Source organism: Sphingomonas kyeonggiensis (genome assembly GCF_014204495.1).
GTDB lineage: Bacteria > Pseudomonadota > Alphaproteobacteria > Sphingomonadales > Sphingomonadaceae > Sphingomonas > Sphingomonas kyeonggiensis_A.
This window is the reverse complement of record NZ_JACHLN010000003.1, coordinates 40,370-64,536: the sequence shown is the minus strand read 5'-3', so window position 1 is coordinate 64,536 and position 24,167 is coordinate 40,370. Positions and strand designations below refer to the sequence as shown.

21 protein-coding genes are annotated in these 24,167 nt (G+C 68.1%); 12 read left to right on the top strand and 9 right to left on the bottom strand.

Annotated features, from left to right (window positions below; genetic code table 11):
• The first annotated feature begins 121 nt into the window (after nucleotides 1-121).
• Entirely contained in the window at nucleotides 122-619 is a 498-nt protein-coding gene (locus HNP52_RS14790; RefSeq protein ID WP_184168420.1) for a hypothetical protein, read from the top strand.
• On the opposite strand, the gene HNP52_RS14785 is transcribed toward HNP52_RS14790, so the two are convergent.
• Genes HNP52_RS14785 through HNP52_RS14775 form a run of 3 tightly spaced genes read right to left on the bottom strand, consistent with a single transcriptional unit; the run spans nucleotide 587 to nucleotide 4,808 of the window.
• Nucleotides 587-2,767: a CHASE2 domain-containing protein gene (locus tag HNP52_RS14785; protein WP_184168419.1), complete on the bottom strand. Its 2,181-nt coding sequence runs from the start codon at nucleotides 2,765-2,767 to the stop codon at nucleotides 587-589. The two genes, HNP52_RS14790 and HNP52_RS14785, sit on opposite strands and share 33 nt — an antisense overlap.
• A 2-nt stretch (nucleotides 2,768-2,769) precedes the next feature.
• Complete coding sequence (locus HNP52_RS14780; RefSeq protein WP_184168418.1) at nucleotides 2,770-4,068, bottom strand: FecR domain-containing protein; 1,299 nt, start codon at nucleotides 4,066-4,068, stop codon at nucleotides 2,770-2,772.
• Nucleotides 4,065-4,808, bottom strand: a complete 744-nt coding sequence (locus tag HNP52_RS14775; protein ID WP_260396166.1) for a response regulator transcription factor — start codon at nucleotides 4,806-4,808, stop codon at nucleotides 4,065-4,067. Before HNP52_RS14775 ends, HNP52_RS14780 begins: the two co-directional genes overlap by 4 nt.
• Before the next feature lie 679 nt (nucleotides 4,809-5,487).
• Between HNP52_RS14775 and HNP52_RS14770 the strand changes: the two genes are divergently transcribed.
• From HNP52_RS14770 to HNP52_RS14740, 7 genes are all read left to right on the top strand, one after another.
• Entirely contained in the window at nucleotides 5,488-5,835 is a 348-nt protein-coding gene (locus tag HNP52_RS14770; RefSeq protein ID WP_184168417.1) for a DUF2958 domain-containing protein, read from the top strand.
• 73 nt (nucleotides 5,836-5,908) lie between these two features.
• Nucleotides 5,909-6,415 carry an RNA polymerase sigma factor gene (locus HNP52_RS14765; protein WP_184168416.1) on the top strand — a complete coding sequence of 169 codons (507 nt, stop codon included), beginning with the start codon at nucleotides 5,909-5,911 and terminating at the stop codon, nucleotides 6,413-6,415.
• Between the two features lie 64 nt (nucleotides 6,416-6,479).
• Nucleotides 6,480-7,472, top strand: coding sequence for a FecR domain-containing protein (locus HNP52_RS14760; protein WP_184168415.1), 993 nt, complete (start codon nucleotides 6,480-6,482; stop codon nucleotides 7,470-7,472).
• A 145-nt stretch (nucleotides 7,473-7,617) separates the two neighbouring features.
• Nucleotides 7,618-11,154 (top strand): TonB-dependent receptor domain-containing protein, encoded by a 3,537-nt coding sequence (locus HNP52_RS14755; protein WP_184168414.1) that lies wholly within the window; start codon nucleotides 7,618-7,620, stop codon nucleotides 11,152-11,154.
• Nucleotides 11,155-11,166: 12 nt separating this feature from the next.
• On the top strand, nucleotides 11,167-11,751 hold the full coding sequence (locus tag HNP52_RS14750; protein ID WP_184168413.1) for a biliverdin-producing heme oxygenase: 585 nt from the start codon (nucleotides 11,167-11,169) through the stop codon (nucleotides 11,749-11,751).
• Nucleotides 11,744-12,160 carry a YbaN family protein gene (locus tag HNP52_RS14745; RefSeq protein WP_311768478.1) on the top strand — a complete coding sequence of 139 codons (417 nt, stop codon included), beginning with the start codon at nucleotides 11,744-11,746 and terminating at the stop codon, nucleotides 12,158-12,160. Before HNP52_RS14750 ends, HNP52_RS14745 begins: the two co-directional genes overlap by 8 nt.
• A 5-nt stretch (nucleotides 12,161-12,165) precedes the next feature.
• The gene (locus HNP52_RS14740) at nucleotides 12,166-12,900 is read left to right on the top strand and encodes an energy transducer TonB (protein WP_184169172.1); all 735 of its coding nucleotides are present in this window, start codon (nucleotides 12,166-12,168) and stop codon (nucleotides 12,898-12,900) included.
• 292 nt (nucleotides 12,901-13,192) lie between these two features.
• Here HNP52_RS14740 and HNP52_RS14735 read toward each other — a convergent pair whose 3' ends face one another.
• Nucleotides 13,193-13,699: a helix-turn-helix transcriptional regulator gene (locus HNP52_RS14735; RefSeq protein WP_221262736.1), complete on the bottom strand. Its 507-nt coding sequence runs from the start codon at nucleotides 13,697-13,699 to the stop codon at nucleotides 13,193-13,195.
• A gap of 307 nt (nucleotides 13,700-14,006) precedes the next feature.
• Here HNP52_RS14735 and HNP52_RS14730 point away from each other — a divergent pair, with 307 nt between their 5' ends.
• From HNP52_RS14730 to HNP52_RS14720, 3 genes are all read left to right on the top strand, one after another.
• Nucleotides 14,007-14,672 (top strand): GntR family transcriptional regulator, encoded by a 666-nt coding sequence (locus tag HNP52_RS14730; protein ID WP_184168412.1) that lies wholly within the window; start codon nucleotides 14,007-14,009, stop codon nucleotides 14,670-14,672.
• A 237-nt stretch (nucleotides 14,673-14,909) separates the two neighbouring features.
• Nucleotides 14,910-15,569, top strand: a complete 660-nt coding sequence (locus HNP52_RS14725; RefSeq protein WP_184168411.1) for a lasso peptide biosynthesis B2 protein — start codon at nucleotides 14,910-14,912, stop codon at nucleotides 15,567-15,569.
• Nucleotides 15,535-17,397: an asparagine synthase-related protein gene (locus tag HNP52_RS14720; RefSeq protein WP_184168410.1), complete on the top strand. Its 1,863-nt coding sequence runs from the start codon at nucleotides 15,535-15,537 to the stop codon at nucleotides 17,395-17,397. Before HNP52_RS14725 ends, HNP52_RS14720 begins: the two co-directional genes overlap by 35 nt.
• Nucleotides 17,398-18,009: 612 nt before the next feature.
• Here HNP52_RS14720 and HNP52_RS14715 read toward each other — a convergent pair.
• Complete coding sequence (locus tag HNP52_RS14715; protein WP_184168409.1) at nucleotides 18,010-19,050, bottom strand: ornithine cyclodeaminase; 1,041 nt, start codon at nucleotides 19,048-19,050, stop codon at nucleotides 18,010-18,012.
• A 124-nt stretch (nucleotides 19,051-19,174) separates the two neighbouring features.
• Here HNP52_RS14715 and HNP52_RS14710 point away from each other — a divergent pair, with 124 nt between their 5' ends.
• Nucleotides 19,175-19,603, top strand: a complete 429-nt coding sequence (locus HNP52_RS14710; protein WP_183998593.1) for an Lrp/AsnC family transcriptional regulator — start codon at nucleotides 19,175-19,177, stop codon at nucleotides 19,601-19,603.
• 46 nt (nucleotides 19,604-19,649) lie between these two features.
• On the opposite strand, the gene HNP52_RS14705 is transcribed toward HNP52_RS14710, so the two are convergent.
• The 4 genes from HNP52_RS14705 to HNP52_RS14690 all read right to left on the bottom strand — a co-directional run bounded on the left by HNP52_RS14705 (nucleotide 19,650) and on the right by HNP52_RS14690 (nucleotide 24,138).
• Entirely contained in the window at nucleotides 19,650-20,948 is a 1,299-nt protein-coding gene (locus HNP52_RS14705; protein ID WP_184168408.1) for an MFS transporter, read from the bottom strand.
• 106 nt (nucleotides 20,949-21,054) lie between these two features.
• Complete coding sequence (locus HNP52_RS14700; RefSeq protein WP_184168407.1) at nucleotides 21,055-21,780, bottom strand: IclR family transcriptional regulator; 726 nt, start codon at nucleotides 21,778-21,780, stop codon at nucleotides 21,055-21,057.
• A 117-nt stretch (nucleotides 21,781-21,897) separates the two neighbouring features.
• Nucleotides 21,898-22,662: an SDR family NAD(P)-dependent oxidoreductase gene (locus HNP52_RS14695; RefSeq protein ID WP_184168406.1), complete on the bottom strand. Its 765-nt coding sequence runs from the start codon at nucleotides 22,660-22,662 to the stop codon at nucleotides 21,898-21,900.
• A 12-nt stretch (nucleotides 22,663-22,674) separates the two neighbouring features.
• Complete coding sequence (locus tag HNP52_RS14690; protein WP_184168405.1) at nucleotides 22,675-24,138, bottom strand: aldehyde dehydrogenase; 1,464 nt, start codon at nucleotides 24,136-24,138, stop codon at nucleotides 22,675-22,677.
• Nucleotides 24,139-24,167 lie beyond the last annotated feature (29 nt).

The following is a 24,167-nucleotide window of genomic DNA, read 5'->3' as shown; positions in this document are numbered from 1 at the left end:
CTATGATCTAACCGGTTACACGCATGGTTGCGAACCTCCCATCGGTCGCAGTCGCCGCCGAGTTGAGGCTCGGCGGCGGCATCTCTATGGTTCTCCCTGGTGGACCATGAGGGAGAACGAATTGCGTTGTGCTTTCTGGATCACGGCTGCCTCTTGCGCCCTTCTGGCCGGTTGCGTCGCGCCGATCGAGCGGAGCGACCTGATCGTCGGCGAAGCTTCGGCGCCGCCCGCGACGCGCTTCACCCTCGCCGGCACGGACACCAGTACGCCGATCGGCGTCGAGGCGCGCGAGGAAGTGCGCCGCGCCCTGGTCGCGGCCGGGCTGCAGGAGGATCCCGCCGCGCCGGTCCGCGTCGATGTGGGGTTCGCGGTCGCGCGCAAGGCGCTCCAGGTGGCGCTTCCGGGCGCCAGGCCGGTTCCCGATGACCCCGAAGGCATCGCCACCTGTCGTCGTAGCGAATATGTCCTGTCGGTCGCGATGATCGCGCGGGACAGCGGCCGCTTGCTCTTCCGGAGTGCGGCGACCGCGCATCGCTGCCCGCGTTCGGCCCGGAAGGTGCTGCCGCTGCTGGCCCGCGCCGCCCTGTCAGGCAGCCCCTGGACTGGCGGGAAGGACTAGGGTGAAGCAGGCGCCGCCGCCTGGCGCCGCGCGATAGACGAGAACTCCGTTGTGGCGCTCCGCCACGGTGCGGGCATAGGCGAGGCCCAGGCCGGCGCTCAGGCCCTTCTTCTCCTTCGATGTCGGGCCGAAGCGCTCGAACAGCCAGGGCAGCTGTTCGGCGGGTACGCCGGATCCGGCGTCCCGTATCTCGACGCGCTGCCAGCGTGCGCCTTCCTCCGTTACCGCTTCCAGGGTGCAATGAACCTCGCCCCCTTCGGGGCTGAATTTCACGGCATTGTCGAGCAGGTTGAGCAACGTGCGCGTCAATGCCTGCTGCTCGCCCTGGATACAGTGCGGTTCCAAGCCGGCATCGACGACGATGCGCACGCCCTTGGCGTTGGCGAGCGGCCAGACCGCGTCGCTCGCTTCGGCCAGGCAGTCCGCCACGTCGATTTCCTCGGGCTGGAACGCAGCGGTCTCCAGCCGGGCGAACTGCACGAAATCCTCGGCCAGGCGCAGCGTTCGGCGGGCATGGCCGGCGAGCCGGCGCGCGAGACTTTCGGGAATGTCCTTGCCCGGCTCGCCCTCGACCAGCGCCACGATCGCGGCCTGGGGGGAGCGCATGTCGTGGCTGAGGAACTCGATCGCGACCTCGCGGTCGCGCTCCGCGGCGCGGATCGCGGTGATATCGGCGAGCAGCAGGATCCAGCCGCGCTGCTCGGCGCTTGCGCCGGTGAGGGCGGTCTTGCGCGGCGAGAAGCTGCGTCCGTCGGAAAGCCGCACGTCCTCAGCTGCCGGTTCGCGGATCAGCCGCGCCACTTCCGACAGGTCGAGCGGGCCGTCGAGCAGCAGTTGCGCGGGCTGGTTGGCCAGGAGCACTTCGCCTGACAGGGTCGTCACGATCAGCGGATCGGCAACGCCCTCGATCGTGTCCGCGACGAACTGCTTGAGATCGCGCAGGCGCGCGATCGAGCTGCTCAGCGCCAGCGCATTGCTGCCCGTCGGATCGAGCCCGACGGGCGCGGAAGGGGCGATGGCGCTGTCCGCCCCGAAGCGGGTCAGCTCGTCGGACATCGCGCGGTGGATCGCGCTCAGCCGGCGCCATCCCCAGAGCGGATAGACCAGCGCGAGCGCCAGCAGTGCCGATACCGGCGGGATCCAGATGCCGGCGAGCAGGAGCAGGGCGATGGGCAGCATCGCCGTCACCGCGAAGATCGCCAGCGCCGCGAGCAGGGACTGGGTCGGCCGCAGCCGCAGGAAGAGCAGCAGCAGGATGATGCTGGGCAAGCCGGCGAAGAGCAGGCGCCACGGCGTCGATGCGAGCTGGACGAACCGGTCGGCGAGCAGCGCGTTCAGCAGATTGGCCTGCACCTCCACGCCGGGCAGGGTGCCCGCGCCCGCGACGAAATGCCGGTCGCCAAGGCCCGCCGCGGTGGCGCCGACCAGGATCAGCTTGTTATCGAGGAAGCCCTGGGGGACGTCGCCCGCGAGCACGTCCTTGAACGGCACGGTGCGGAAGCTGCCCGCTGCGGCATAGGGCACGAACACCCGGTAGTCGCCCTGCGCGGCGGCGCGGGCAAAGGCCGGCGAGGGCGCGCGGTTGGCAAGGCGATAGGCCGTCTCGGCGAGATGCGGGAAGGGGTGGCCGTCGATGTCGAGGGCGAGCAGCGCGGCGCGGGCGCTGCCATCCGGATCGTGCGGCAGCGCGACATGGCCGAGCGCCGCCGCCTCGCGCTCGGGCGAGATCGGAAGGGTCGCATCGAATTCCCTGCCGGCGGTGCCGGGTGCCTCGAGCAGGATGGGCAGGGCGATCGGCACGCGGCGCATCGCCCCGGCCAGCGCCTGATCCTCGGCGGGGCGCGCGGCGGGCTCGGTGAAGAGCACGTCATAGGCGATCGCGGCGGGCCGGGCAGCCGTCATGCGCGCGAGCGCCTGGGCATGGATGTCGCGGCGCCAAGGCCAATGGCCGAGCGCGGCAACGCTGGCATCGTCGATCGCGACGATCAGTATCCGGTCGGAGGGCGGCGCGGCGCGGAAGCGGACCAGGCCGTCATAGAGCGCGCTGTCGAGCCGGGAGACGCCGCCGCCCAGCACCAGGCCGCAGGAAACGGCCAGCGCCAGCAGGGCGATCGCCGCCCATTCCAGCAGCAGCCGGGTGCGGGCCAAGGTCAGCGATCCGCCTTGCGCCTGGCGGACGGGCCGGCGATCGTCAGCTTCTCCGGATTGGTCCAGGTCTCGACGGTATCGTCCGCCTCGATCTGCAACAGGCCGACGCGCCAGTGATAGACGCCGGGCGCGAGCCGGTGGAGCGTGAGCGAATCCTGCTCGAGCCCGACCCGATCGACGATGGGAGGGGCCTCGGGCGTGTCGCTGAGCAGCTGGAAGCGATAGCGGCGGGTGCCGTTGCCCGAGCCCCACCAGCGGAAGCGATAGCCGTCATCCGCGGCGTCGACCGAGGCATGGAGCGAGGCGAGGCGCCGCTTGAAGCCATAGCTCTGGGCGAAGCCTTCGACGCCGCTCGGCGCGATCGCCGAGATGCGGGCGAACTGGTTGCCATTGGGAATGTCGGCGAAGGAGAAACGGCCGTCCTCGGAGATCTGCTCGACATTGTTGTCGATGAAGCCCGCATCGCTGGCGATGACCAGCCGGTAGCGCGCGGCGCCCGGCGTCGTCGCGGCCCGGAACGCGACATTGTCGTCGAGCTGCACGGCGCCCGGATCCTCGAGCGCGGGGGCGGGGAGCAGCGGCTCGGTACGCACCGCGCCTTCCCCGTCGCGGGCCGCGCCGATGCCGGGATCGAGCGCCAGCGCGCGCGTCTGCCCGTCGCTGTCGGTGACGAGCACATGGCCGCTCAGCACTTCGGTGATCGCGGTTCCTGCCGCGAACGACACGCGGAACTCGGTGCCGCGCACGGCTGTCATGCTCACCGGCGTCTCGATCCGGTACCTGCCGGACGGCCCTTCCAGCGGCTGGACCTTGGTCTCCAGCCGGCCGCTGATGATCTCCAGGCGATAGTCGATCGCGTTGGTGAGCAGGATGCGGCGCAATTCGCGGACCCGGACGCGGCTTTGCGAGGGCAGCACGATCCGCGACTGGTCGGCAAGGATCAGCGTGGCGAAGCTGTTGGCGGCGGTGGCGATGAACGTGCCTTCGTCGATGCTCGCGCCGATCACCGCGGCGGCCTCGCGCCCGTTGGCGGTGATCGCCACCTTGCCGCGATAGCTCGCCAGCCGGGCGGGCTCGATCCGGTAGCGCAGCCAGCTTCGCGGGATCAGGAGCTGCCGGCCCGTCGGCAGGCGGCGCGGGTTCTGCACCCGGGCGAGCTTGAGCAGGGCACGCCAGTCGCGTCCCTCGACCAGATATTTGCGGCTCAGCTGGTCGGCCGTGTCGCCGCGCCGGATGACATAGGCGATGGCATTGGCATGCGGCGCGGACCGGGTGACGGGTGGGGGCGTGTCGGGGATCATTGCAACTCCTCCGCGCCGAACTGCTCCATGCGATAGCCGAAGCCGGAGATCGCGACGATGCGGTAGCCATTGGCGGGGGTCAGGTTGAGTTTGGCGCGGATGCGCGAGACGTGCATGTCCAGCGTGCGGGTCGGGAGGTCGCCCGCGCTCTGCCAGATCTTCTCGAGCAGATAGCTGCGCGACAGCGGCCGGTGCATGTTCTCGAAGAGCAGCAGCGCGAGCCCGAATTCCTTGGCGCTGAGCGGAATGTCGGCGCCTTCGAAGCGCACATGGCCGGTCAGCCGGTCGAAGCCGTATTTGCCGAAGATCGAGACGCGCTGTTGCGCGGCATCGGGCAGCGCGCGGCGGAGGACCGCGCCAACGCGCGCGGCGATCACGATCGAGCTTTCGGGCTTGACCACATAGTCATCGGCTCCGGTCTGCAGGGCAACGGCGATGTCGTCCTTGTCCGAGCGGCTGGTCAGCATGATGATCGCGGTCGAGTGCGCCCCCGTGCCGCGGATCGAGCGGAGCAGGTCGATGCCCAGGCTGTCGGGCAGGTTCCAGTCGAGCAGGATGAGGTCGAAGGTCTGGCGGCGCAGCGCGGCGAGCAGGGCGGCGCCGGTCCGGAACGGTGTGCAGGCATATCCGGCTGCGGTCAGCGCGGCACTGACGAAGTCGATGATCTCCTCGTCATCGTCGACCACGGCGATGTGCATCGCACCGTTCTGGTCCGGGAACCCCGGCTTAACAGCGACCATCGCGGCTGAAACCGTTACGCAAGTACGTCTCGTCCTTTGTCATTGAGAGCGAGCACTTATTCCCGAACGCCAGATGTCGGTGTCGCGTGCGCTTCCTCCATAGCGATCGCGCCGAATGGACGCGGGGCTTTCCTGGGCTGCTACCAACTCGCCTCATGGTGAAGTGCTAGCAAAGCACTGCCCACGGGGACAGCCATTGCCGGTGTAAACTGTTGTAACGGGAAGGCGTGGCTTGGCCCTCCTGTCCGCGCGCTGGCGCCATCGCTACGGGGCGCGATTGTAAACTGTTGTAACCGAACCGCATTTGATCGGGCTTTGCCCTGGCGGATGGGATATTGGCGGGCCGTCTCGGGACGCGTGGCTCAGGGGTGCGCGCGTTCGTGCAGACGATATTCGCCCCCCTCCGGACAGCACGCCCCACGTGCTCCCGGAGTCCCGGCCGGTCCGACTCTCCCTCGATTGTCGGGCCGTGCTGCCCCGCCGGGTCCCCCGGCCCGGCGGGGCTAGGCACATGGCCGGCCGGGAAGCGCCCCATCCCGATGTAAAATCTTGTCAGGCAGGCGGGCTTCCGATTGTCCGGGCCAAGGCCCTGATTTACCTGGGGAAGACCGGCGGAGTGCCGGGATCCGAACGGCGGCGAGGCGCGGGGACCGCGTCGCATGTCAGCAACGGAAACCATATGACGCTTGATTTGCCCACCGCGATCCTGGGCGCGCTCCTCGAAAATGGCGAGAAGACCCTGGCAGGCATCGCCCATGACCCCATGCCCGTCGTCAAGCTGCACTGCCCCGATACCGGGGGCATCTGGCTCCTGGCGGAACTCGACCCGAGGGACCCCGATCGGGCCTTCGGGCTGTGCGATCCGCTTCCCGGCGCCCCACGCGTCTGCACGGTCTCGCTTGCCGAGCTTGGCAAGTTTCGCGGGCCGCTGGGCCTGGCGATCGAACGGGACCTGCTCTTCCAGGCGGACCGGACGTTGCGCGCCTATGGCGAGGGCGCGCTGGCCGCTGGACGGATCATCGCCTGAGCGGAATCCGACCAGCAGCGACCGATCTCCACGGGTTGTTGCGAGTCATTCGCAAACTTACTAGAGCCGCGACATGCGGACGAACGCACTCGTCATATCCCGGCTCGTGGTTTCGGAAAGGCCGTCCTTGTTGCGGCTGATCGGGCGGATCGTCGGCAATCCGGCGGCGGCCGAGGATGTGACGCAGAGCCTTTGGCTGCGGGCGCAGCGCATCGCGGACGATCCGCCGATCACCAACCAGCGCGCCTATCTCTATCGCCTCGCCACCAATCTCGCGATCGATCACCTCAAGGGCGAGGCGCGCCGATCCGGCGTCGAGGTCGAGGCGCAGGCGCTGCTCTGGGGATGCGACGAAGCGCTTGCGGCCGAGCGGGTGGTGATCGCCAACGATACGCTCGCCCGGGTGGAGGCGGCGGCGCGGGCGCTGCCCGAGCAGACGCGGCGGGTGTTCGAGCTGCATCGCTATGAAGGGCTGTCGCAGCGTGCGGTCGCCGAGCGGCTGGGGGTTTCGACCACCACGGTCGAGAAGCATATGCGGCGCGCGATGCAGCTGCTGGCGAGGGCGCGCGACGGCGAATGAGGAAATCGCTGCATCGGGGGTTGGGCATCCGGCCCTGCCGACAGTCCTATGCGCGGAGGGACTCTTGCGCGAACGGATGACGGGATCGATGGACATGTCCGGCGAGATTGCCGAGCGCGCGCGCGAATGGGTGCGGCTGCTCGCCTCGGGCGAGGCGCGTGCCGGGGCGTTGGCGGAACTCCGGCAGTGGCTGGCGGCGGACCCTGCGCATGCCCGTGCTTTCGAGCGTGAGCGGGCCTTCTGGCAGGAACTGGAGCTGCATCGCGGCCTGTTCGCCCAGCCCGAGCTGCCGCCGGTGACCGCGCGGCGGGATCGCCGCGGTGCGGGCGGGTGGCGCGCGCTGCCGCGATCGGTGCGACGCGGGCTGGTGGGAGCGGGAATGGCGGCCTGCCTGGCCGTGCTGGTCGCCGCGCCCGAGCTCAACGTTCGGCTGCAGGCCGATCACCTGACCGGCACCGGCGAGATCCGCTCGGTCGCGCTGGCGGACGGTTCCGCCGCCATGCTCGACAGCGGATCGGCGATTGCCGTCGAGTATGCCAGCGGCGAGCGGCGCGTGCGGCTGCTGCGCGGGCGAGCCTGGTTCAACGTCGCGCATGACGATCGGCGACCGTTCCGCGTCGATGCGGCGGGCGGCACCACCGAGGATATCGGCACCGCCTTCGAAGTCTCGACCGGCAATGGCGAGGGCGCCGATGTCGCGGTTGGCCAGGGCGCGGTGCGGGTGATCGCAGCGCGTGGGGCGATGCCGCTGACTGCCGGGCAGCGCGCGCATTATGTCGACGGGGCCGTCGCGCGGCTGGCGAACGTGCGGCCCGATCGGGTTGCGGCCTGGCGTATGGGCGAGTTGCTGATCGATCGGCAGCCCGCCGCCGCCGCAATCACCGAGATCCGCCGCTATCGTGTCGCGCCGGTGATATTGATGGCCGATCTCGGCCGGGCAAAGCCGGTCAGCGGCGTGTTTCGGGTCGATCGTCCCGACGATGCGCTGGCCGCGATTGCCGCCGCCGCCGGGCTGCGGCTGACCTGCCTGCCGGGCGGGATTCTGCTGATCCGATAAAAATCACCGAAAGGGGGTTGGGTGTTTCTCTCCGGCGCCAGTCTCTCAGATGCATAATTGATAATGATTAGCATATGCATTTGAAGGGGCCGCGCGGGGCGGCGCTCATCGAACCGGGGGCTCCATGCTTCGTTCCAACTTCGCCATGTCCGTTGCCATTCGCTGCCTGCGCAGCGCGAGCGTGATCGCGCTCGCGACGGGGGCGACCGTCGCGCATGCCCAGAGCGGCAACGGCGCGGCGACCCAGAGCTTCGATATTCCGGCGGCGACGCTGGAGGAAGCGCTGCGCATCTATATGCGGCAATCGGGCGTGCAGGTCTCGTGGAGCGGGATCGACGGCACCGCGATCCGGGTGAACGCCGTGAAGGGCAATCTCTCCGCCGCGGCCGCGCTGAGCCGGCTGCTCGAGGGGACGGGGCTGACCTATCGCTTCACCGCCGCGACCTCGGCGATCCTGGAAGCCGCGCCGCGTGCCGATGCGGGCACGGTCCAGCTCGGCACGCTGCGCGTCGAGGGGGCGAATGACGGCACGGGTGGCGGTGCCCGGGGTGCGGGCGGCACGGGTGCCGGCAATGCGGGCGAGGGGCGCAACTTCACCGGCGCCCAGTCCACCGCCTATTTCAGCCGGGAGCGGATCGAGCGCTTCCGCGGCACCTCGCCGGGCGACTTCCTGAGCGGCACGCCGGGCGTGCTCAACGGCGACAACCGCAATTCGGGCGCGCTCGACGTCAATATCCGCGGCATGCAGGGGATGGACCGCGTGCCGGTGGTTATCGACGGATCGCTCCAGCAATCGACCGTCTATCGTGGCTATTCGGGCGTGGCGGGGCGCACCTATCTCGATCCCGACCTGGTCGGCAGCGTGACGATCGAGAAGGGGCCAAGCGCCGCTGCCGACGGCGTCGGCGCGACCGGCGGCCTGGTGCGCGTCGATACGATCGGTGCGAAGGACCTGATCGCCGAGGGTAGCGACTTCGGCATCCGCTTCCGCAGCGGGCTTTCGGGCAACAATGTCGCGCCGCCGCCGACGGCGACGCCGGGCACCGGCACGGGCAGCGCCGAGCGGTTCGACCGGCCGGGGGCGCTCGACCTGGGTGGCTGGAACTTCAGCGTCGCCGCCGCCGGACGCGTGGGGGACAATATCGAGCTGGTCGGCGCGGTCGCGCGGCGCAAGCTCGGCAATTATTTCGGCGGCGAGCACGGCACCGTGCCGCCGGGCGGCACCGGCACGCTCGGCAATGTCCTCCAGCGCTACAATCTGGGCGAGGAAGTGCTCAGCACCTCGCAGGACAACAGTTCGTACCTGCTGCGCGGCACCTGGCGCTTCGGCGACGGACACGGGATCGACCTGTCCTATGTCCGCTATGAAAGCGATTTCGGCGAGATGATGCCGTCGCAGATCATCCGCTTCGGCGGGGCGCTGCAGGCGCCGCTCAGTCGGGCGGAAGTGGATACCTATACCGCGCGCTATCGCTGGGATCCGGACAGCACCGACCTGATCAACCTCAAGATCGACGCCTGGAAGACCGACAGCTTCACCAGCATCGAGACGCTGTATCGCTATGTCTTCCCCAACGGCAATGTCAGCGTGACCGATGCGGCCTATCAGAGCCAGTCGACCCGCTGGGGCGTCAACCTGTCGAACCGCTCGACGCTGTACACGCCGCTCGGCCGGCTCGATCTCGATTATGGCGGCAGCTATGCGCGTGAGGACATGACTCCGCCGCGCGGCTGGGACACCTACAAGGGCAATTCGGGCTACACGTCGTTCGTCGAGCCGCGGCACGGCTGGCGCGACGAGTATAGCGGCTTCATCGCCGGCGAGCTGAAGCCGAACGACTGGGTGACCTTCAACGCGGCGCTGCGCTACACCAACACCGTCTCGCAGGACCTGAACCAGACGCATACCTGGGCGGGCACGCCGCAGGTGGAAGTCACCGGCTATAATCGCGAGAGCAATGCCGGCTTCGCGCCGATCGCGTCCTTCCTGATCGAGCCGGTGAAGGGCCTGCAATTCTACGCCCGCTATGCCGAGGCGATCCGCAATCCCAGCCTGTTCGAATCCACCACGGGCTTTTCCTTCTACCCCGATCCGCGCAACCCGATCCGGCCCGAGCATGCCCGCAACAGCGAAGTCGGCACCAACCTGCAACTGGCCAACCTGGCGAAGGTCGGCGACCTGCTCCAGGCCAAGCTCGCCTATTTCAGCAACGATATCGACGACTATCTGACCCGCGGTATCAGCGAGGGCATGACCTCGATCATCAATATCGAGAAGGCGCGGCTGCAGGGCGTGGAGGCGTCGTTCCAATATGATGCGGGCGTGGTCTTCGCCGATTTCGGCGGCACCTATTACACCTTCAAGCAGTTCTGCGGGACCAATCACACCTGCCGCGAGGGCGGCACCGCTGACAGCTATGTCCCGGCGCATCTGCCGCCCAAGCTGAGCCTGAACGTCAATGCCGGCGTCCGCCTGCTCGACGAGCGGCTGACGCTGGGCGGGCGCTATCGCCATGTCGGCGGGCGCGACACGCCGATCATCACCTTTGGCGGCACGATGACCACCATCGACTGGTCGCCCTATGACCTGTTCGACGTCTATGGCAGCTTCGACATCAGCGACGATCTGCGGCTCGACGTGGCGATCGATAACCTGACCGATCGCTATTACATGGACGCGCTGACGCTGGGGCTGATGCCCTCGCCGGGGCGGACCGTGCGGATCGGGATGACCGCCGGCTTTGGCGGCCCGTCGCGCAGCCGCTCGCGCGATGCCCGCCAGCGGGCGATCGAGGCGTTGAACGGACGTCCGGCGCTGGCCGCTTTCGATGGCGACTGGTCAGGCCCCTATATCGGGCTCGCGGCGGGACACGACTTCGTCAGAAGCCGCCGCACCCGCTCGACCGCCGGCAACGGCGCGACCGGCGGCATTCCCGCCACCGAAGTCGGCGAGGCCGAGGGCAATGGCAGCCGGATCGGGTTGCTCGGCGGCTATAACTGGCAGCTCGCGCGGCACTGGGTGATCGGCATCGAAGGCGATTTCGGCCTGAGCCGGGCGCGGTCGCGGCTCTACACCAACTCGACCGAGTTGCTGGTCAATACGGCGATCACCACGCCGCAGGACATGCGCAACCAGGCCGATACCGAGTTCGGATCGGACTGGACCGGCGGGCTGCGTGCGCGGCTGGGCTATGCGACCGGCCCGGTGCTGGTGTTCGGCAGCGCGGGTCTGGCGGCGATGCAGGAAGTGCAGACGCGCACCCAGTATCTCGACAATGCGGCATCGACCTATTTCAACGCCAATCGCCGCTTCAGCCAGAATTCGGCGCCGATGTTCTCCGAAAAGGACCGCCGCCTGGCGACGGGTTGGAGCGTGGGCGGCGGCGTCGAATGGGCGCTGGGCAACAACTGGTCCGTGCGCGGCGACTATGGCTATGCGCGCTACGGCAGCGGCGCGTTCCAGTTCGACGATGCCCGCGCGGGCGTGGGGCGGAACTTCACCGTGGCCGGCGCGGTTCTCCGCGATCCGGTGACCAACGCGATCCTGCGCGATCCGGTGACCGGCGCGATCCTGCGCGAGATGACCAGCTACACCGGCACGTCGAGCACGGTGAACGGGCGGCGCACGCGCAGCAATGCCGACGCGCACAGCATCCGTCTTGGCGTGAACTTCCGGTTCTGAAGGAGCATGTGGATGACCGATGTGACGAACCTGCCGCGATCGCAGCGGCTCAAGCAGGCGACGCGGGAGGTGCATGACGGGCTCGATCGCTCGATCATGGACGCCGGGCTGTTCGAGAGCCTGGCGGGCTATGTCCGCTTCGTCGCGATGCAGCGGCGTTTCCACCGCGACATCGACGCGCTCTACGCCGATCCCGGGATGCGCGCGCTGCTGCCCGGGCTCGCCGACCGGCGCCGGCTGCCGCTGATCGAAGCCGACCTGGCCGATCTCGGACTGGGCGAGGCGGAGGCCGATGCACCGGCGTTCGCGGCCGGCGAGGTGGACCCCGCCACGGCGCTCGGCTGGCTCTACGTCGCGGAAGGATCGAACATGGGGGCGGCGCTGCTACGCAAGGCGGCAGCGAAGCTCGGCCTGTCCGATACCCATGGCGCGCGGCACCTGGCGCCGGCGCCGGAAGGGCCGGCCGCGCAGTGGCGCAGCTTCACCGCCTCGCTCGATGCGATACCGCTCGACGAGGCCGCGGAGGCGCGTGCCGTCGAAGGGGCGAGGGCGGCCTTTGCCCGGGTGCAGCGCCATGCCGACAGCGTCCTTGCCTGACGCCGAACCGGCGATGCCGCGCGGCGGACGCGCGACGCGGGCGGTCTGGCTGGTCGCCGGACTCGCCTGCCTGTGCCTGGGCGGGATCGGCATCGTCGTACCGCTGATGCCGACGACGATCTTCGTCATCCTCGCCGCCGGGTGCTTCGCCCGATCCTCGCCGCGGCTCGAGGCCTGGCTGCGCACCCACCCGCGTTTCGGTCCCCCGATCCGCGCCTGGCAGGCCGAGCGGGCGATCCCTGCACGGGCGAAGCGGGCGGCCTGCATGGGGATCGTGCTCGGCTATGGCCTGTTCTGGCTCGGCGCGCGGCCGCATTGGCCCTTGGCACTCACCGTTGCCGTGATGATGGGCGGCTGCGCGCTGTGGATCGTCACCCGGCCCCTGCCGAGCGGGGCGGGACTGCCGTGAAGCTGATGCTTCCGGAGGATGCGGTCGCGTCGCCTTTGCTCCTGCCGGTCCAGCGGCATGGCTATCGCGCGCAGGATTGGCGGACGCGGTCGATCGGGCTGGGTGGCGCGCTTGCCGTGCCGGCGGCGATGCTCGCGCTCGCCATATTGCGCTGGGCGGCACCTGCGACGATCCCGGCGCGGCCGGCACCGATGATGGTGGAGCTGCTGCCGCTCGCCGCGCCGCCCGAACCGGTTCGCGAAGTGCCGGAGGGGCGGGTGCAGGAGGAACGCAAGGCGAGCAGGATGGCCGAGCCCGTGCGTCCCGAACCGCCCAGGGTGATCGTGCCCCACCTGCTTACCCAGCCGACCACGCCCGTGCCGCCGGTCGAGCCCGCGCCCAATGCCGATCCGGTGCCCGAGACGACCGCGCCCAAATCGACGCCCGCGCCGCCGGCGCCACGCATGTCCAGCGATGCCCCGGCAAGCTGGGAAGCACGGCTGCTCGCGCATCTGGAGAAGTATCGACGCTATCCGGCGTCCGTGCGTGCGCGGCGGGAACAGGGCGTTGCCTATGTGCGGTTCCGGATGAACCGCGCAGGGCGGGTGCTCGACGTGGCGCTGGTGCGCTCCTCGGGCAATGCTGCGCTCGATCGCGCGGCACTCGAGACGATCCGTCGCGCGCAGCCGCTGCCGGAAATCCCTGCGGATCGTGCAGACGAACTGCAGCTCTCGGTTCCCGTGGAATTCACCGTCCGCTGATCGGCCGATCCCGATCGGCGCGGCGGATGGTTTCCGACGCCCGCGCCGGCCGGGCGCGCGAGCGCGCATCGCGGCGACGCTTCAATAGCGCCGGGGCGAAACAGGAAATTCCATCGTGCGGAGAATGGCAGGGCATCGTGTACGATATTCGAACTTGTCTATGGGAAGACGCCGACACAATCGCCGCGAGCGTGCTTAGCCTCCGATTGATCGGTTATCTACCGCAAGCTGGCGGAGGAGGCTAAACTGGCGGTGGCGCGTTGGTCCGGCGCCTGCTGCGCGTGGCCAGAATCTAGTCCGCAGTCCGGCGGCCCAGTCGGCGGGTATCGAGCGGCCGTGCGCCCTGCACCTTGGAACTATGCTCTTTCATCCAGGTCTCGGCGAACAGGTCGCGCTTCGCGATATGGTCGCTCAAGTCCTTCGTAACCCGGGTGAAGGCGCCGATCAGCGTGCCGGGCTCGAGGAACGTGATGTCGTCGCCCAGAGTCTCGTTGAGCTCGCTCATCGCGATCATCAGAATCGTCATCAACTTATTGTCCGCGCAGCGCAGCGCAAATTCAGGGGACTTGAGCGCCAGCACTGCAATGATCGCGAATGGATCGCTGTTGGTGACTTCCGCGAACCGCACCAGCCGGTCGAAAGTGATGCGGCCGCGACCGGATTCAAAATGCTCATAGGAGCGGAGCGGCATGCCGAGCGCGCGGGCCACCTCGCTCGATCGCATGCGACGATCCATGCGGATCGCCTTGAGCGCAGTCGAAAGCAGGCTGATATCGGCGCGCTCCTCGGTGCTCTTCATATGCCTCCACGCTCTCCGTCTTCAATCGCGGTCGCGATTTCCGGAAGCCTAATTCTCGCACCCAATTGTTGCGTCGGGCTGTCGGCCAGTTCGCCCGGGAACAAGCGGGGTGGCATCAGGGAATGATACGCATTCTGCCAATATTTGTACGCTTTTCCATGCGGACGCGGCAACATTCCCGTAGAATTGGCGCACGCTGTGCCGATACAGGATCGGTTTTTGGTTCTTTGGCCGGAGCGGTGCAGCAGTTCTACCCATTTTGGAGGATATTGCTGGACGGGTTGTACTGCGAACCGATGCTGGCCAGGTGCAGGAGAAGTGGGGGATCGAACGAGGCGGGCGGGGCGATCCGTATGAACGTGCCTATCGCGGGCTGCGGCGGGATGTTGTCACCGGGGCAGTCCTGCCCGGCGACCAGATCGTCGTCATCGAGGCGGCGAAGCGGCTAGGCATCAGTCCGACGCCTGTGCGCGAGGCGCTCGCGCACCTGGCGGGCGAGCGCCTGATCGAGGACCGGCGCCGGCACGGCTATTTCGTGCCGCTGCCCTCCTGGTTCGACCTGGTCGAGCTCTATGATCTTTGCGAGCTGCATCTCGTCGCCGCGCTTCGCGAGGCTGGGCGCAGCGGTGCGTCGGCGCCGGTAGGCGCGACGGAGGTCGAGGCGACGAGCGTCCAGATGGATCCCCTGGGCGAAAAATTCGTAGCGGTGATGTGCTTGTCGCGAAACACCCGGCTCGTGCTTGCCGGTTGCAGTTTCATCGACTGCCTGGCCGCGGCGCGGCGCTTCCAGGTGGGGATCTATGGGGAGGACGAAGGGCTCGCCACTCTATCCGCATTGCTTAGCGCCGAAGACTGGCGACAGGCGGTCGCCGTCCTCTGCCGGATCCTGCGCCGGTGTCGCGGCCATGCCGAGCCGGTGGCGCGCGCGATGGCCGCGGCGCATCGCGCAAGAAATAGAGCCGATATAGTTTGAGAATAGAAAGGCAAGGGCATCTGCTGGGCCTGTCGCAATTCCGCGGCACGACAGTGGAGATCTATATGCAGACCAAGTCAGCACGGCTCGTCCACGTCGGGCAGGTGAGCAAGCTCACCAAGTCCGTCGTGCTCGTCCAGCCGAACGAGCCGGGCAGCATCCTGCTCGGCATTCCCACGCCGTAACGGCAGGTCTGGGGGCGACCGGTTCGGCCGTCCCCATTTTCCGGGTGCCGCCATGTATTATGGTCTCTCTCCCGACGTCTATCTCGCGGAGGTGGACGGCGATATCGTCCTGCTCGATGCGCGTGCCAATGCCTATTTCTGCCTGCCTCGCGTGCATACTCGCGGCGTGAAGGCGGCGCTGCTCGGGAACCACCGTTTTCGCCCAAGCGCCGACCTGCTGGATGAGCTTGAGGCAGCGGGGCTGTTCGGGCTGATCGACACGCCTGCTGATGCGCCGCCCGTCGAGAGCCGGGCGCGACGCGACCTATTTCGGCTGCCCGGTGCGCGTGCCCGGCTTACCCCTTGGAGGGCCTGGCTGCTTGTTAGGGCTGCGGTGCGCACGCGCCTGCGCCTCTGTCTGTTTCGCCCGCGCCGCTGGCTCGCGGTGGTTGCGCGCCGCAACGCGCATGGGCGAGAGGACGATGGCGAGTGCCTCCTAGCGCTGGCGCGCCTGGCGCGCGACATCCAGCCATTTGCGCCGGCGATGTCGAGCTGCCTGCCGAGCTCCTTATTCCTGCTGGATCTGCTCCAGCGCCATGGTCTGCGGGCGCGATGGGTGTTTGGGGTGCGCACCTATCCGTTCGAGGCCCATTGCTGGGTCGAGCATGATGATATTGTCCTCAACGACAGCCTCGAGCATGTCCGCTGGTTCACACCCATTGTCGCCGTCTGACGCCTATTCGGCGCTCGGTTATCTAGGGCTTTGCTGGGATCCGGTAGCCGAATCAGCCTCTCTTCGCCGCATCCTCGCAGCGCTGGCCGTGGAAGCACCCAGGCTAAAGCTACAGCTGTCGCATCCCGGGCTGATGGTGTTCGGCGAAGCGGACGCGCCGCGCTGGTCGGTAGATGGCGACCGTGAAGGGACCTTGGCGCTGATCGGCACGGCCTTCGATACGGCCAGCCTCGGCGAAGCCGGTGCTGCGCGTGCGCAACCGGACTGCCTGGCGGGCATGACTGACCTCGCGTTGCTGCGCGCCGCCTGGGGCGGGTTCGTTGCCATTCGCCGCCGTGGCGGAGCCTCAGGTTGGACCTTTCTGCGCGAGCCTGGCGGGACGGCTCCGGCGCTGATTGCCGAAGGCGCCGGGCTGGTTCTGCTCGCGCCCAGTCTGCCGCGCTGGTTGCGCGAGGCAGCCGGGATCGCGCCGCGGATCGATGTGCCGATGCTGGCACGCGCGCTCTTCAACCCCTTGCTCCCCACCTGGCGGTCGCTCCTTCAAGGCGTGCACCAATTGCCGGCGGGCTGCGCGATCGATTGGGACGGCCATGGCATCGGCGCGGCGCGAACGCTCTGGCCGGGCCCCGAAGTGCTCAGCGATCCAGTGCCTGAGGATCCGACCGCCCCGGCGCACTTGCGCAGCACAGTCATCGGCTGCGTACGCGCGCTGGCGGCGCGTCACCAACGCGTGACGCTGGAGCTTTCAGGCGGCCTCGATTCTGCGATAGTGCTCGGCGCGCTGGCGAGCGCGCCCGAGCCTATCGATATCAGCTGCGTCAACTTCGCGGTCGCGCATGCTGGCGGCGACGAGCGCTCCGAGGCGCGTGCCGTCGCCGATCGCTGGGGCGTTCGGATGATTGAAGTCGCCGCCGATGCCAGGGAGCTGCGCTTCGAGGATTTGCTTCTGGGTGAGCAGCCGGTCGAGCCGGTCCTATTCGGGCTCGACCCGATTCTAGAGCGTGCCAGCGTCGGGGTCGCCCAGGCGTTCGATTCACACGCGATCTTCACCGGCCAAGGCGGGGATGCGATCTTCTGCAATTTGCCGACGCCGCTGGTCGCGGTCGATCATGCACGCGCGATGGGCTGGCGCGCCTTTGGGTCGCGCGTCGCCTATGATGCAGCCATGCGCGCCCATTGCTCGATCTGGCGGGTGCATGCGCTGATGCTTGTCGATCGCTTCGCGCCCTTGCGCCCGCCGCCGCAGTCGCTGCCGGGCATGCAATTGGGCGCGCGCGCCGCTGCGCTGGCTGGGCCATTGTCGCGCCATCCCTGGTTGGCCGGCGATGCCGGCATGGCGCCGGCCCGCCGGATGCAGCTCGGCGCGATCGCCAATTGCCAGCATTTCCATAGCCCGACCTGGCGAAGCGGCGCCGCAGCACTCGTTCATCCGTTGCTTGCCCGGCCGATCGTCGAGGCCTGCCTCGCCATACCCACCTACCGCTTGGCCCAAGGCTCGGGCAATCGTGCGCTGGCGCGCCAGCTCTTCGCCGACTGGCTGCCGGAGTGCGTCCGCACCCGGCGCGACAAGGGCGACGCCACCAATTATTATCGCCGGGCGGTCGCCGAGAACGTCCCATTCCTGCGCGAGCTGCTGCTGGACGGCGTGCTGGTCGCGCATGGCCTGCTCGACGGCGCCGGAATCGACACGGCGCTCAGCGATGCGAGCCTGATCTGGAGCTACGAGTCCCGGCTGATCGTTGCCTATGCGAGCTTCGAAGCGTGGGCGCGCTATTGGGGCTTGGAGCGTTCCGGTGACAGCGGTGCTTTTCGGGTGAGATCCATTTAGCGCCGGGCAGTAAGGCCTGCCAAGGGGAGGATTTGGGCAGGGTCTTATGAAGCTGCCCGCGACCTTTGCAGCCTGCCTTCGAACAGGGGGCGTCCCATATTGGAGTCTTAGCCGGCGGCGTGCGCTCGCTGATATTGTCGGTGTTCAGCTCCACATAAGCGAGGTTAGCGAACCGCCCAGGATGGCTGGCTGCCAGGCCCATGCAACATCTCGTACGTGCTGCATGGATGGCGCTTGCCCCGGTACCGGACAGGTCTCAGGGCAAACGACGAGATCCTGCCCGGCCTTCGCATAACGCTTTTCGCTCGACTCGGTTTCCCAAGTAGAACGCGGGGACAGTGGCGCACGCCGGACCTTGTTGCGAATGCGATAGGGTGCGTGTCTTGATTTGATATTGTCTCGGACATAATCTCCGAGAACGGCAGATTTCTGTCGTTTTCGCCGCTCGAGCTTTAATCGATTGCTCGCTGGGGAGACCCAGTCTCCCCAACTCCTTCAAATGAGTTGTCGTCCCACTGGGGACAGCGACAAACGCGCGATTCTCTTCTGAGATGCAATGTGATAACTGGCCGCACGGCCGCGCCGGCCGTAGTGCCGGTAGGTTGGCGCTCATCAGGCTGCTTGCTGCTGCACTGTCCGGCGCCGGGCAACCAGAGAGAATAGGTCACGTGGGTCGTTCGGTTCGACGATCAGGTCGAGCCGGCGCAGGTCCTCGCGGCCCTCGATCAGTTCGTGGAGATAGGAAAGGGCGGAGAAGTCCTCGATCCCGAAGCCGACCGAGTCGAAGATGGTGATCTCGTCCGCCGTTCTGCGTCCTGCCGCTTCGCCGACGAAGACACGCCATAGCTCGGTTACCGGGAAGTCGGCCGGCATCTGCTGGATCTCGCCTTCTATCCGGGTCTGTTCGGGATATTCGACGAACACGGTGCCGCGCGACAGGATCGCCGGGGCGAGCTCGGTCTTGCCCGGGCAATCGCCTCCCACTGCGTTGATGTGGATGCCGGCGCCGATCATGTTGTCAGAGAGGATCGTGGCCTGCGCCTTGTCGGCGGTCACGGTGGTGACGACGTCGGCCCCCAGTACCGCCTCGGGTGCCGAAGCGGCCGCGACGATCTCGAAGCCCTGGTCGGCCAGGTTGACGCGGAACTTGGCGGTCGCCGCGGGATCGACGTCCCAGACCTGCAGGCGCTCGATCCCCAGCATCGCGCGGAAGCCGATCGCCTGGAACTCGGATTGGGCACCCAGCCCGATGATCGCCATCGTCCGGCTGTTCCGCCGGGCGAGATAGCGCGCCGCCAGTGCCGAGGTCGCCGCGGTGCGCAGCGCGGTCAGCAGCGTCATCTCGCTCAACAGCACGGGATAGCCGGTGTCGACATTGGCCAGCACGCCGAACGCCGCCACCGTCTGCAGGCCCAGCTTGGTGTTCTTCGGATGGCCGTTGACGTATTTGAAGCTGAAGCGTGCGCGGTCCGCCGCGGGCATCAACTCGATCACCCCGTCGGGCGAGTGGCTGGCATAGCGCGGCGCCTTGTCGAACGCTTCCCAGCGACGGAAATCGCTCTCGATCCGGTCGGCGATGCCGAGGATGAACGGCTCGACCCCAACCTGCTCGACCAGCCTGCAAAGATCTTCCACACCCATATAGATCGTCATGCCGCTGCCCTTCCTGTTCGCGTTCCGGGGAAATTAGCTCCGCATAGTGTCGAAAAAAATTGCCATAGTGCGCAGCTGATGGGTAACCACTCGTCAAAATGACGGGTTATGCTAGGCAATTTGCATGATTTTGCTCGACTCGCTCGATCGCCAGCTGATCTCGCTGCTCCGGGCCGATGGCCGCGCCCCGGTCTCGCGGTTGGCCGAGGCACTCAAGGTATCGCGCGCCACCGTGCAGGCGCGGCTCGACCGGCTGATCGAATCGGGCGCGATCCTGGGCTTCACGGTGCGCGCCGAGGAGCGGGGGGCGGGCGAGGGCGTGCGCGCGATCACCCTGATCGAAGTCGCCGGCGCCTCGACCAGCGCCGTGATCCGTGCGCTACGCGGCCTGCCCGAGATCACCGCCCTCCATACCACCAACGGCGCCTGGGATCTGGTCGCCGAGGTCCATGCGGATTCGCTCGTCGATCTTGATCGCATCCTGCGCGAGATGCGCACGGTCGAGGGCGTGCTCAACAGCGAGACGAGCATCCTGCTGCGCTCGGTGCAGTAATCCATTTGACCGTCATCCCGGCTTTCGCCGGGATGACCGCTAGAAACTAATCCCGCCCGCGCAGCAACCCGATCGCCACCGCCGCGATAACCCCGCCTGAACCCATCACCAGCGACACCGTCAGCAGCCCATGACCCCCGGCGAACAGCGCCCCCGCAAGCAGCGGCCCTAGGATCGACCCACCACGCCCGACACCGATGACGAAGCCCGTCCCGCTCGCGCGCAGCTCGGCCGGATAGGTCTTGGCTAGCAGCGGGTAGATGCCGACCACGCCGGCGTTGATGAAGAAAGCCGCAACCGCGACGCTCAGCGAGAGCAGGGTCAGGTCGCGGAAACCGAGCCCGAACACGCCGATCGCCGCCACGCCGACCAGCATCGCGCCACCGATCAGCGGCCGGAGCTGCAGCCGCTGGGTGGCCAGGCCGATCACCAGCGCGCCAAGCAGGTTGCCGACATTGGCCGCCACCAGCACGCGCCCGGCCTGCGCCGCGTCGAAGCCCATGTCGACGATGATCTTCGGCACCCATTTCTGGATGTAGTAGAAGAATGTGATCTGGGCGAAATAGGCGATCGTCAGTAGGATCGTGACCGCGCGATAGTCGCGCGAGAACAAGGCGAGGATCGACGGCCGGGCACGCGCTGCATCGGCTGGCGGCAGCGCCGCGATCGGTGCGCGGCGCAGGCGGGCGAGGGCGCGGTTGATCGCGTCCAGCGCCCCCGCCGGCCGCCGCGCCAGCAGCGAGTCGATCGATTCCGGCAGCAGGAACCAGGCGAGCGGCAGCGCCACCAGCGTCATCGTCCCGCCGAACAGGAACACATGGCGCCAGTCGCCGCTGCCCGCCAGCAGCGACGAGGCGACCAGTCCGCCCAGGATCGCTCCGGTCGAATAGCCGGCGATGTTGAGCACCGTGTTCAGCCCGCGCCGTCGGCTGTTCGAGAATTCCGCGACCATCGCGCTGGTCGCCGAGAGCATGCCGCCGATCCCCAGCCCGGTGAACAGCCGGATCGCCGAGAGCATCTCCACGCCGGTCGCTTGTGATGCGGCGAACATGCCGATCGCCATCACGCACAGGCAGGCAAGGATCGTCGGCCTCCGCCCGATCCGGTCGGCAAGATTGCCGAGCAGCACCGATCCCGCGGCCATGCCGATCAGCTCCATCGACAGCACCACGCCCAGCGTCGCCTTGTCGACACCCCATTCCTTCGCGATGCCGGGCGCGGCGAAGCTGATCGCCAGCACGTCGAAGCCGTCGAGCGCGTTCAGCGCGATGCAGACCGCGACCACCGCGATCTGCGCCAGCCGCATGGGTTCAGCGGCGATCGCCGCGCGGGGATCGTGGGACATGGCATTCCTCTCGTTGGAAACCGTGCCCGCGCCTGCATCGGCGGGGCATCGGGGGTATTGGGGGCGGGTTATGTCGTTCCCCTCCCTTGCAGGGAGGGGAGTAGGTTCAGCCCAGCCTCCCCACCTGCCGTTGCAGCACCGCCGCCAGCTCCGGCCGCCGCTCCAGGCAGCGCGACACCGGCCCGACCACCACGATCGACAGCCGTCGCCCGGCCACCGGCAGCGGCAGGGCGACGCCCGCCAGGTCCGGCGTGTACTCGGCATTGCTCTGGTGCCAGCCGCGCGCCGCGGCCTCGGCCAGGTCGGCCTCGATCCGCTCGGGCGACACCGGCGTGGTCGCCGAATAGCCGGTGAAATCCATCTTGCGGTACAGCGCCTGGCGCTCCTCGGCCGGCATCTGGGCGAGCAGCGCACGTCCCGCCGAGCTGGCATGGATCGGCACCCGGTCGCCCACCTGCGCGAAGTAGCGCACCGCATGGCGCGATTCCTTCACCGCGACGAACATCGCGAAGATGCCCGCCGGTGCCGAGATCGCGGTGGTCTCGCCGGTCTCGGCCGCCACGTCCTGCACCAGCTTGAGCACTTGCGGCGGCAGCGGATCGGCCTGCGCCACCTGCTCGGCCAGCTCCAGCCAGCGCGGGCTGGGATAGTGCCCGCCGCGCCCCTGCGGCTCGTAGAGATAGCCCCGCGCCGCCAGCGTGCCGAGCAGCTTGAACGTGCTCGATCGCGGCCAGCCGAGATCGTCCGCAATCTCCGCTGCCGTCGCCGGTCGCCGCCGCTCGGCGAAATATTCCAGCACCTGAAGCGCGTTCTCCGCCTGCCGTACCGTCATCGATGCTGTCCGTCACAAAGGGGAAGGGGCCGCGATATGACGCCAGTTGCTGCGCGGCAACTGCGGGGCCTTCCATCCTCCCCCTCCGGGGGAGGATCTTGGAGGGGCGCCCCAGAATCACCGCGCGGTAAACCCGCCATCCACCGGCAGCGCCACGCCGGTCACAAAGCTAGCCTCGTCCGAAGCCAGCCACAGCGCCGCATCCGCCACTTCGCCCGGCTTGACCAGCCGGCCCATCGGCACCGCGCCGACCACCTTGGCTTCGTTCGCCGCCGCTTCGGCCGGATCGCCGCTGCGGCCGGTGAAGCCGATCTTCATCGGCGTATCGGCCAGCCCCGGGCACACCACGTTGACGCGGATGCCGTCGCCCGCCAGCGCCAGCGCCAGCGATTTCCCGAGCCCGACAACGCCCCATTTCGCCGCCGAATAGATCGGGCTCATCATCGATCCGACCAGCCCGGAGATCGACGAGGTGAAGATGATCGAGCCGCCGCCGCGCGCCCGCATGTGCGGCGCTACGTGGCCCGCGCCCAGCGCGGCGGACGTGATGTTGAGGTCGATCGCCTTGCGATAGGCATCCATGTCGAGATTCTCGACCGAGGCGGGGCCGGGCATGCCGGCATGCGCCCACAGGATATCCGCTCCACCCAGCGCTTCCACCGCCTGGTCGATGCTGCCCCGCGCGCCCTCGGGCGTCGAGAGATCGGCGACGATCGGCACCACCTTGTCCGGTCCGAACTCGGCGACCAGCGCGTTCAGCGCTTCCGAGCTGATGTCGATCGCGGCCACCCGCGCGCCTTCGCGCACGAAGCGGCGGACGCCCTCGCGGCCCATGCCCGATGCGGCGGCGGTGACGATGGCGAGCTTGCCCTGCAAACGCATGACTTCAGTTCCTCAATTGGCGAAGGGATCGGCGAACTTGCCGGTGGTGGAAATGACGGTGGTCTTGGTCTCGAGATAGGAATCGAGCGCCTCGATCCCGTTCTCCCGGCCCCAGCCGCTCGACTTCACCCCGCCATAGGGGGTGGACCAGCGGATATAGCGATAGGTGTTGACCCAGACGATGCCCGCCTCGATCCGGTTGGCCACCCGGTGGGCGCGGCCGACATCGCCAGTCCACAGGCCGGCGGCCAGGCCATATTGCGTGCCATTGGCGATCGCGACCGCTTCTTCCTCGCCGTCGAACGGGATAATCGCGGCGACGGGCCCGAAGATCTCCTCCTGCGCGATCCGCATTTCCGGCGCTACCCCGGCAAACACGGTCGGCGCGACGAAATAGCCGTCCCCGTCCAGCCGCGCGCCGCCGGACACCAGCTCGGCACCCTCCTCCTTGCCGATCGCGACATAGGAGAGCGTCTTGTCGAGCTGCTGCTGGTGCGCTTGCGGGCCCATATGCGTCGCCTGGTCGAGCGGATTGCCCACCCGTACCCGCGCGGCATTACGGCGGAAGCCTTCGACGACCTGCTCATAGATCGGCCGCTCGACCAGGATGCGGCTGCCTAGCGCGCAGCTCTGGCCGCACAGCGCCCAGGCCGATCCGGTCGCGGCGTTGAGCGCATTCTCCACGTCGCAGTCCGCGAACAGGATATGCGGCGCCTTGCCGCCCAGCTCGAACGAGAAGCGCTTGAGCGTGTCGGCCCCGGTCTTGAGGATCGTCTTGGCAGTCGCGCCTTCGCCGGTGAACGCGATCTTGTCCACGTCCGGGTGCGAAACGAGATGGGCGCCGGCGACCGGCCCGTCGCCTGGCACGACATTGACCACGCCCGGCGGGAAGCCGGCTTCCTCGAACAGCTTCGCCAGTGCCAGCGACGAGGCTGGAGTTTGCTCGGCAGGCTTGAGGACCAGCGTGCAGCCGGCGGCGAGGGCAGGGCCCAGCTTCCACGCGGCGGCCATCAGCGGCACGTTCCACGGGGTGATCGTGCCGACCACACCCACCGGCGAGCGGGTGGTGAAGGCATGGACGCTGTCGTCCATCGGGATCGTCCGCCCGCCCAGCTTGTCGGCCAGCGAGGCGAACCAGTGATAATATTGGGAATGCAGCCCGATATCGCCGCGCGATTCCCGGATCGCCCGGCCATTGTCCTGTGATTCGATGCGGGCGAGCGCATCGACCTGCGTCGCGTAGAGGTCGGCGAACTTGCGGATCAGCGCCGCGCGCTCCCACGGCGCCATCTTGCGCCACGGTCCTTCAAAGGCTTCGCGCGCCGCCGCGACGGCCCGGTCCACGTCCTGCGCGCCGCCATAGGCAACATCGCCCCAGGGCTTTCCGGTTGCCGGATCGATGCTCGGGCGCGCCCCGCCGTCAATGGGGGTGACCCATTCGCCGCCGATGAACAGACGGTCGAAGCGATATTCCATGGCGACCTCTCAAGTTTCTAATGCTAGAC

Coding starts and splice junctions, on each gene's coding strand:
- HNP52_RS14780 (WP_184168418.1), bottom strand. CDS start 4,068: ATGATCCCCGACACGCCCCCACCCGTCACCCGGTCCGCGCCGCATGCC.
- HNP52_RS14775 (WP_260396166.1), bottom strand. CDS start 4,808: ATGGTCGCTGTTAAGCCGGGGTTCCCGGACCAGAACGGTGCGATGCAC.
- HNP52_RS14770 (WP_184168417.1), top strand. CDS start 5,488: ATGACGCTTGATTTGCCCACCGCGATCCTGGGCGCGCTCCTCGAAAAT.
- HNP52_RS14765 (WP_184168416.1), top strand. CDS start 5,909: ATGCGGACGAACGCACTCGTCATATCCCGGCTCGTGGTTTCGGAAAGG.
- HNP52_RS14755 (WP_184168414.1), top strand. CDS start 7,618: ATGTCCGTTGCCATTCGCTGCCTGCGCAGCGCGAGCGTGATCGCGCTC.
- HNP52_RS14750 (WP_184168413.1), top strand. CDS start 11,167: ATGACCGATGTGACGAACCTGCCGCGATCGCAGCGGCTCAAGCAGGCG.
- HNP52_RS14740 (WP_184169172.1), top strand. CDS start 12,166: ATGCTTCCGGAGGATGCGGTCGCGTCGCCTTTGCTCCTGCCGGTCCAG.
- HNP52_RS14735 (WP_221262736.1), bottom strand. CDS start 13,699: ATGAAGAGCACCGAGGAGCGCGCCGATATCAGCCTGCTTTCGACTGCG.
- HNP52_RS14725 (WP_184168411.1), top strand. CDS start 14,910: ATGTATTATGGTCTCTCTCCCGACGTCTATCTCGCGGAGGTGGACGGC.
- HNP52_RS14720 (WP_184168410.1), top strand. CDS start 15,535: ATGTCCGCTGGTTCACACCCATTGTCGCCGTCTGACGCCTATTCGGCG.
- HNP52_RS14715 (WP_184168409.1), bottom strand. CDS start 19,050: ATGACGATCTATATGGGTGTGGAAGATCTTTGCAGGCTGGTCGAGCAG.
- HNP52_RS14710 (WP_183998593.1), top strand. CDS start 19,175: ATGATTTTGCTCGACTCGCTCGATCGCCAGCTGATCTCGCTGCTCCGG.
- HNP52_RS14705 (WP_184168408.1), bottom strand. CDS start 20,948: ATGTCCCACGATCCCCGCGCGGCGATCGCCGCTGAACCCATGCGGCTG.
- HNP52_RS14700 (WP_184168407.1), bottom strand. CDS start 21,780: ATGACGGTACGGCAGGCGGAGAACGCGCTTCAGGTGCTGGAATATTTC.
- HNP52_RS14695 (WP_184168406.1), bottom strand. CDS start 22,662: ATGCGTTTGCAGGGCAAGCTCGCCATCGTCACCGCCGCCGCATCGGGC.
- HNP52_RS14690 (WP_184168405.1), bottom strand. CDS start 24,138: ATGGAATATCGCTTCGACCGTCTGTTCATCGGCGGCGAATGGGTCACC.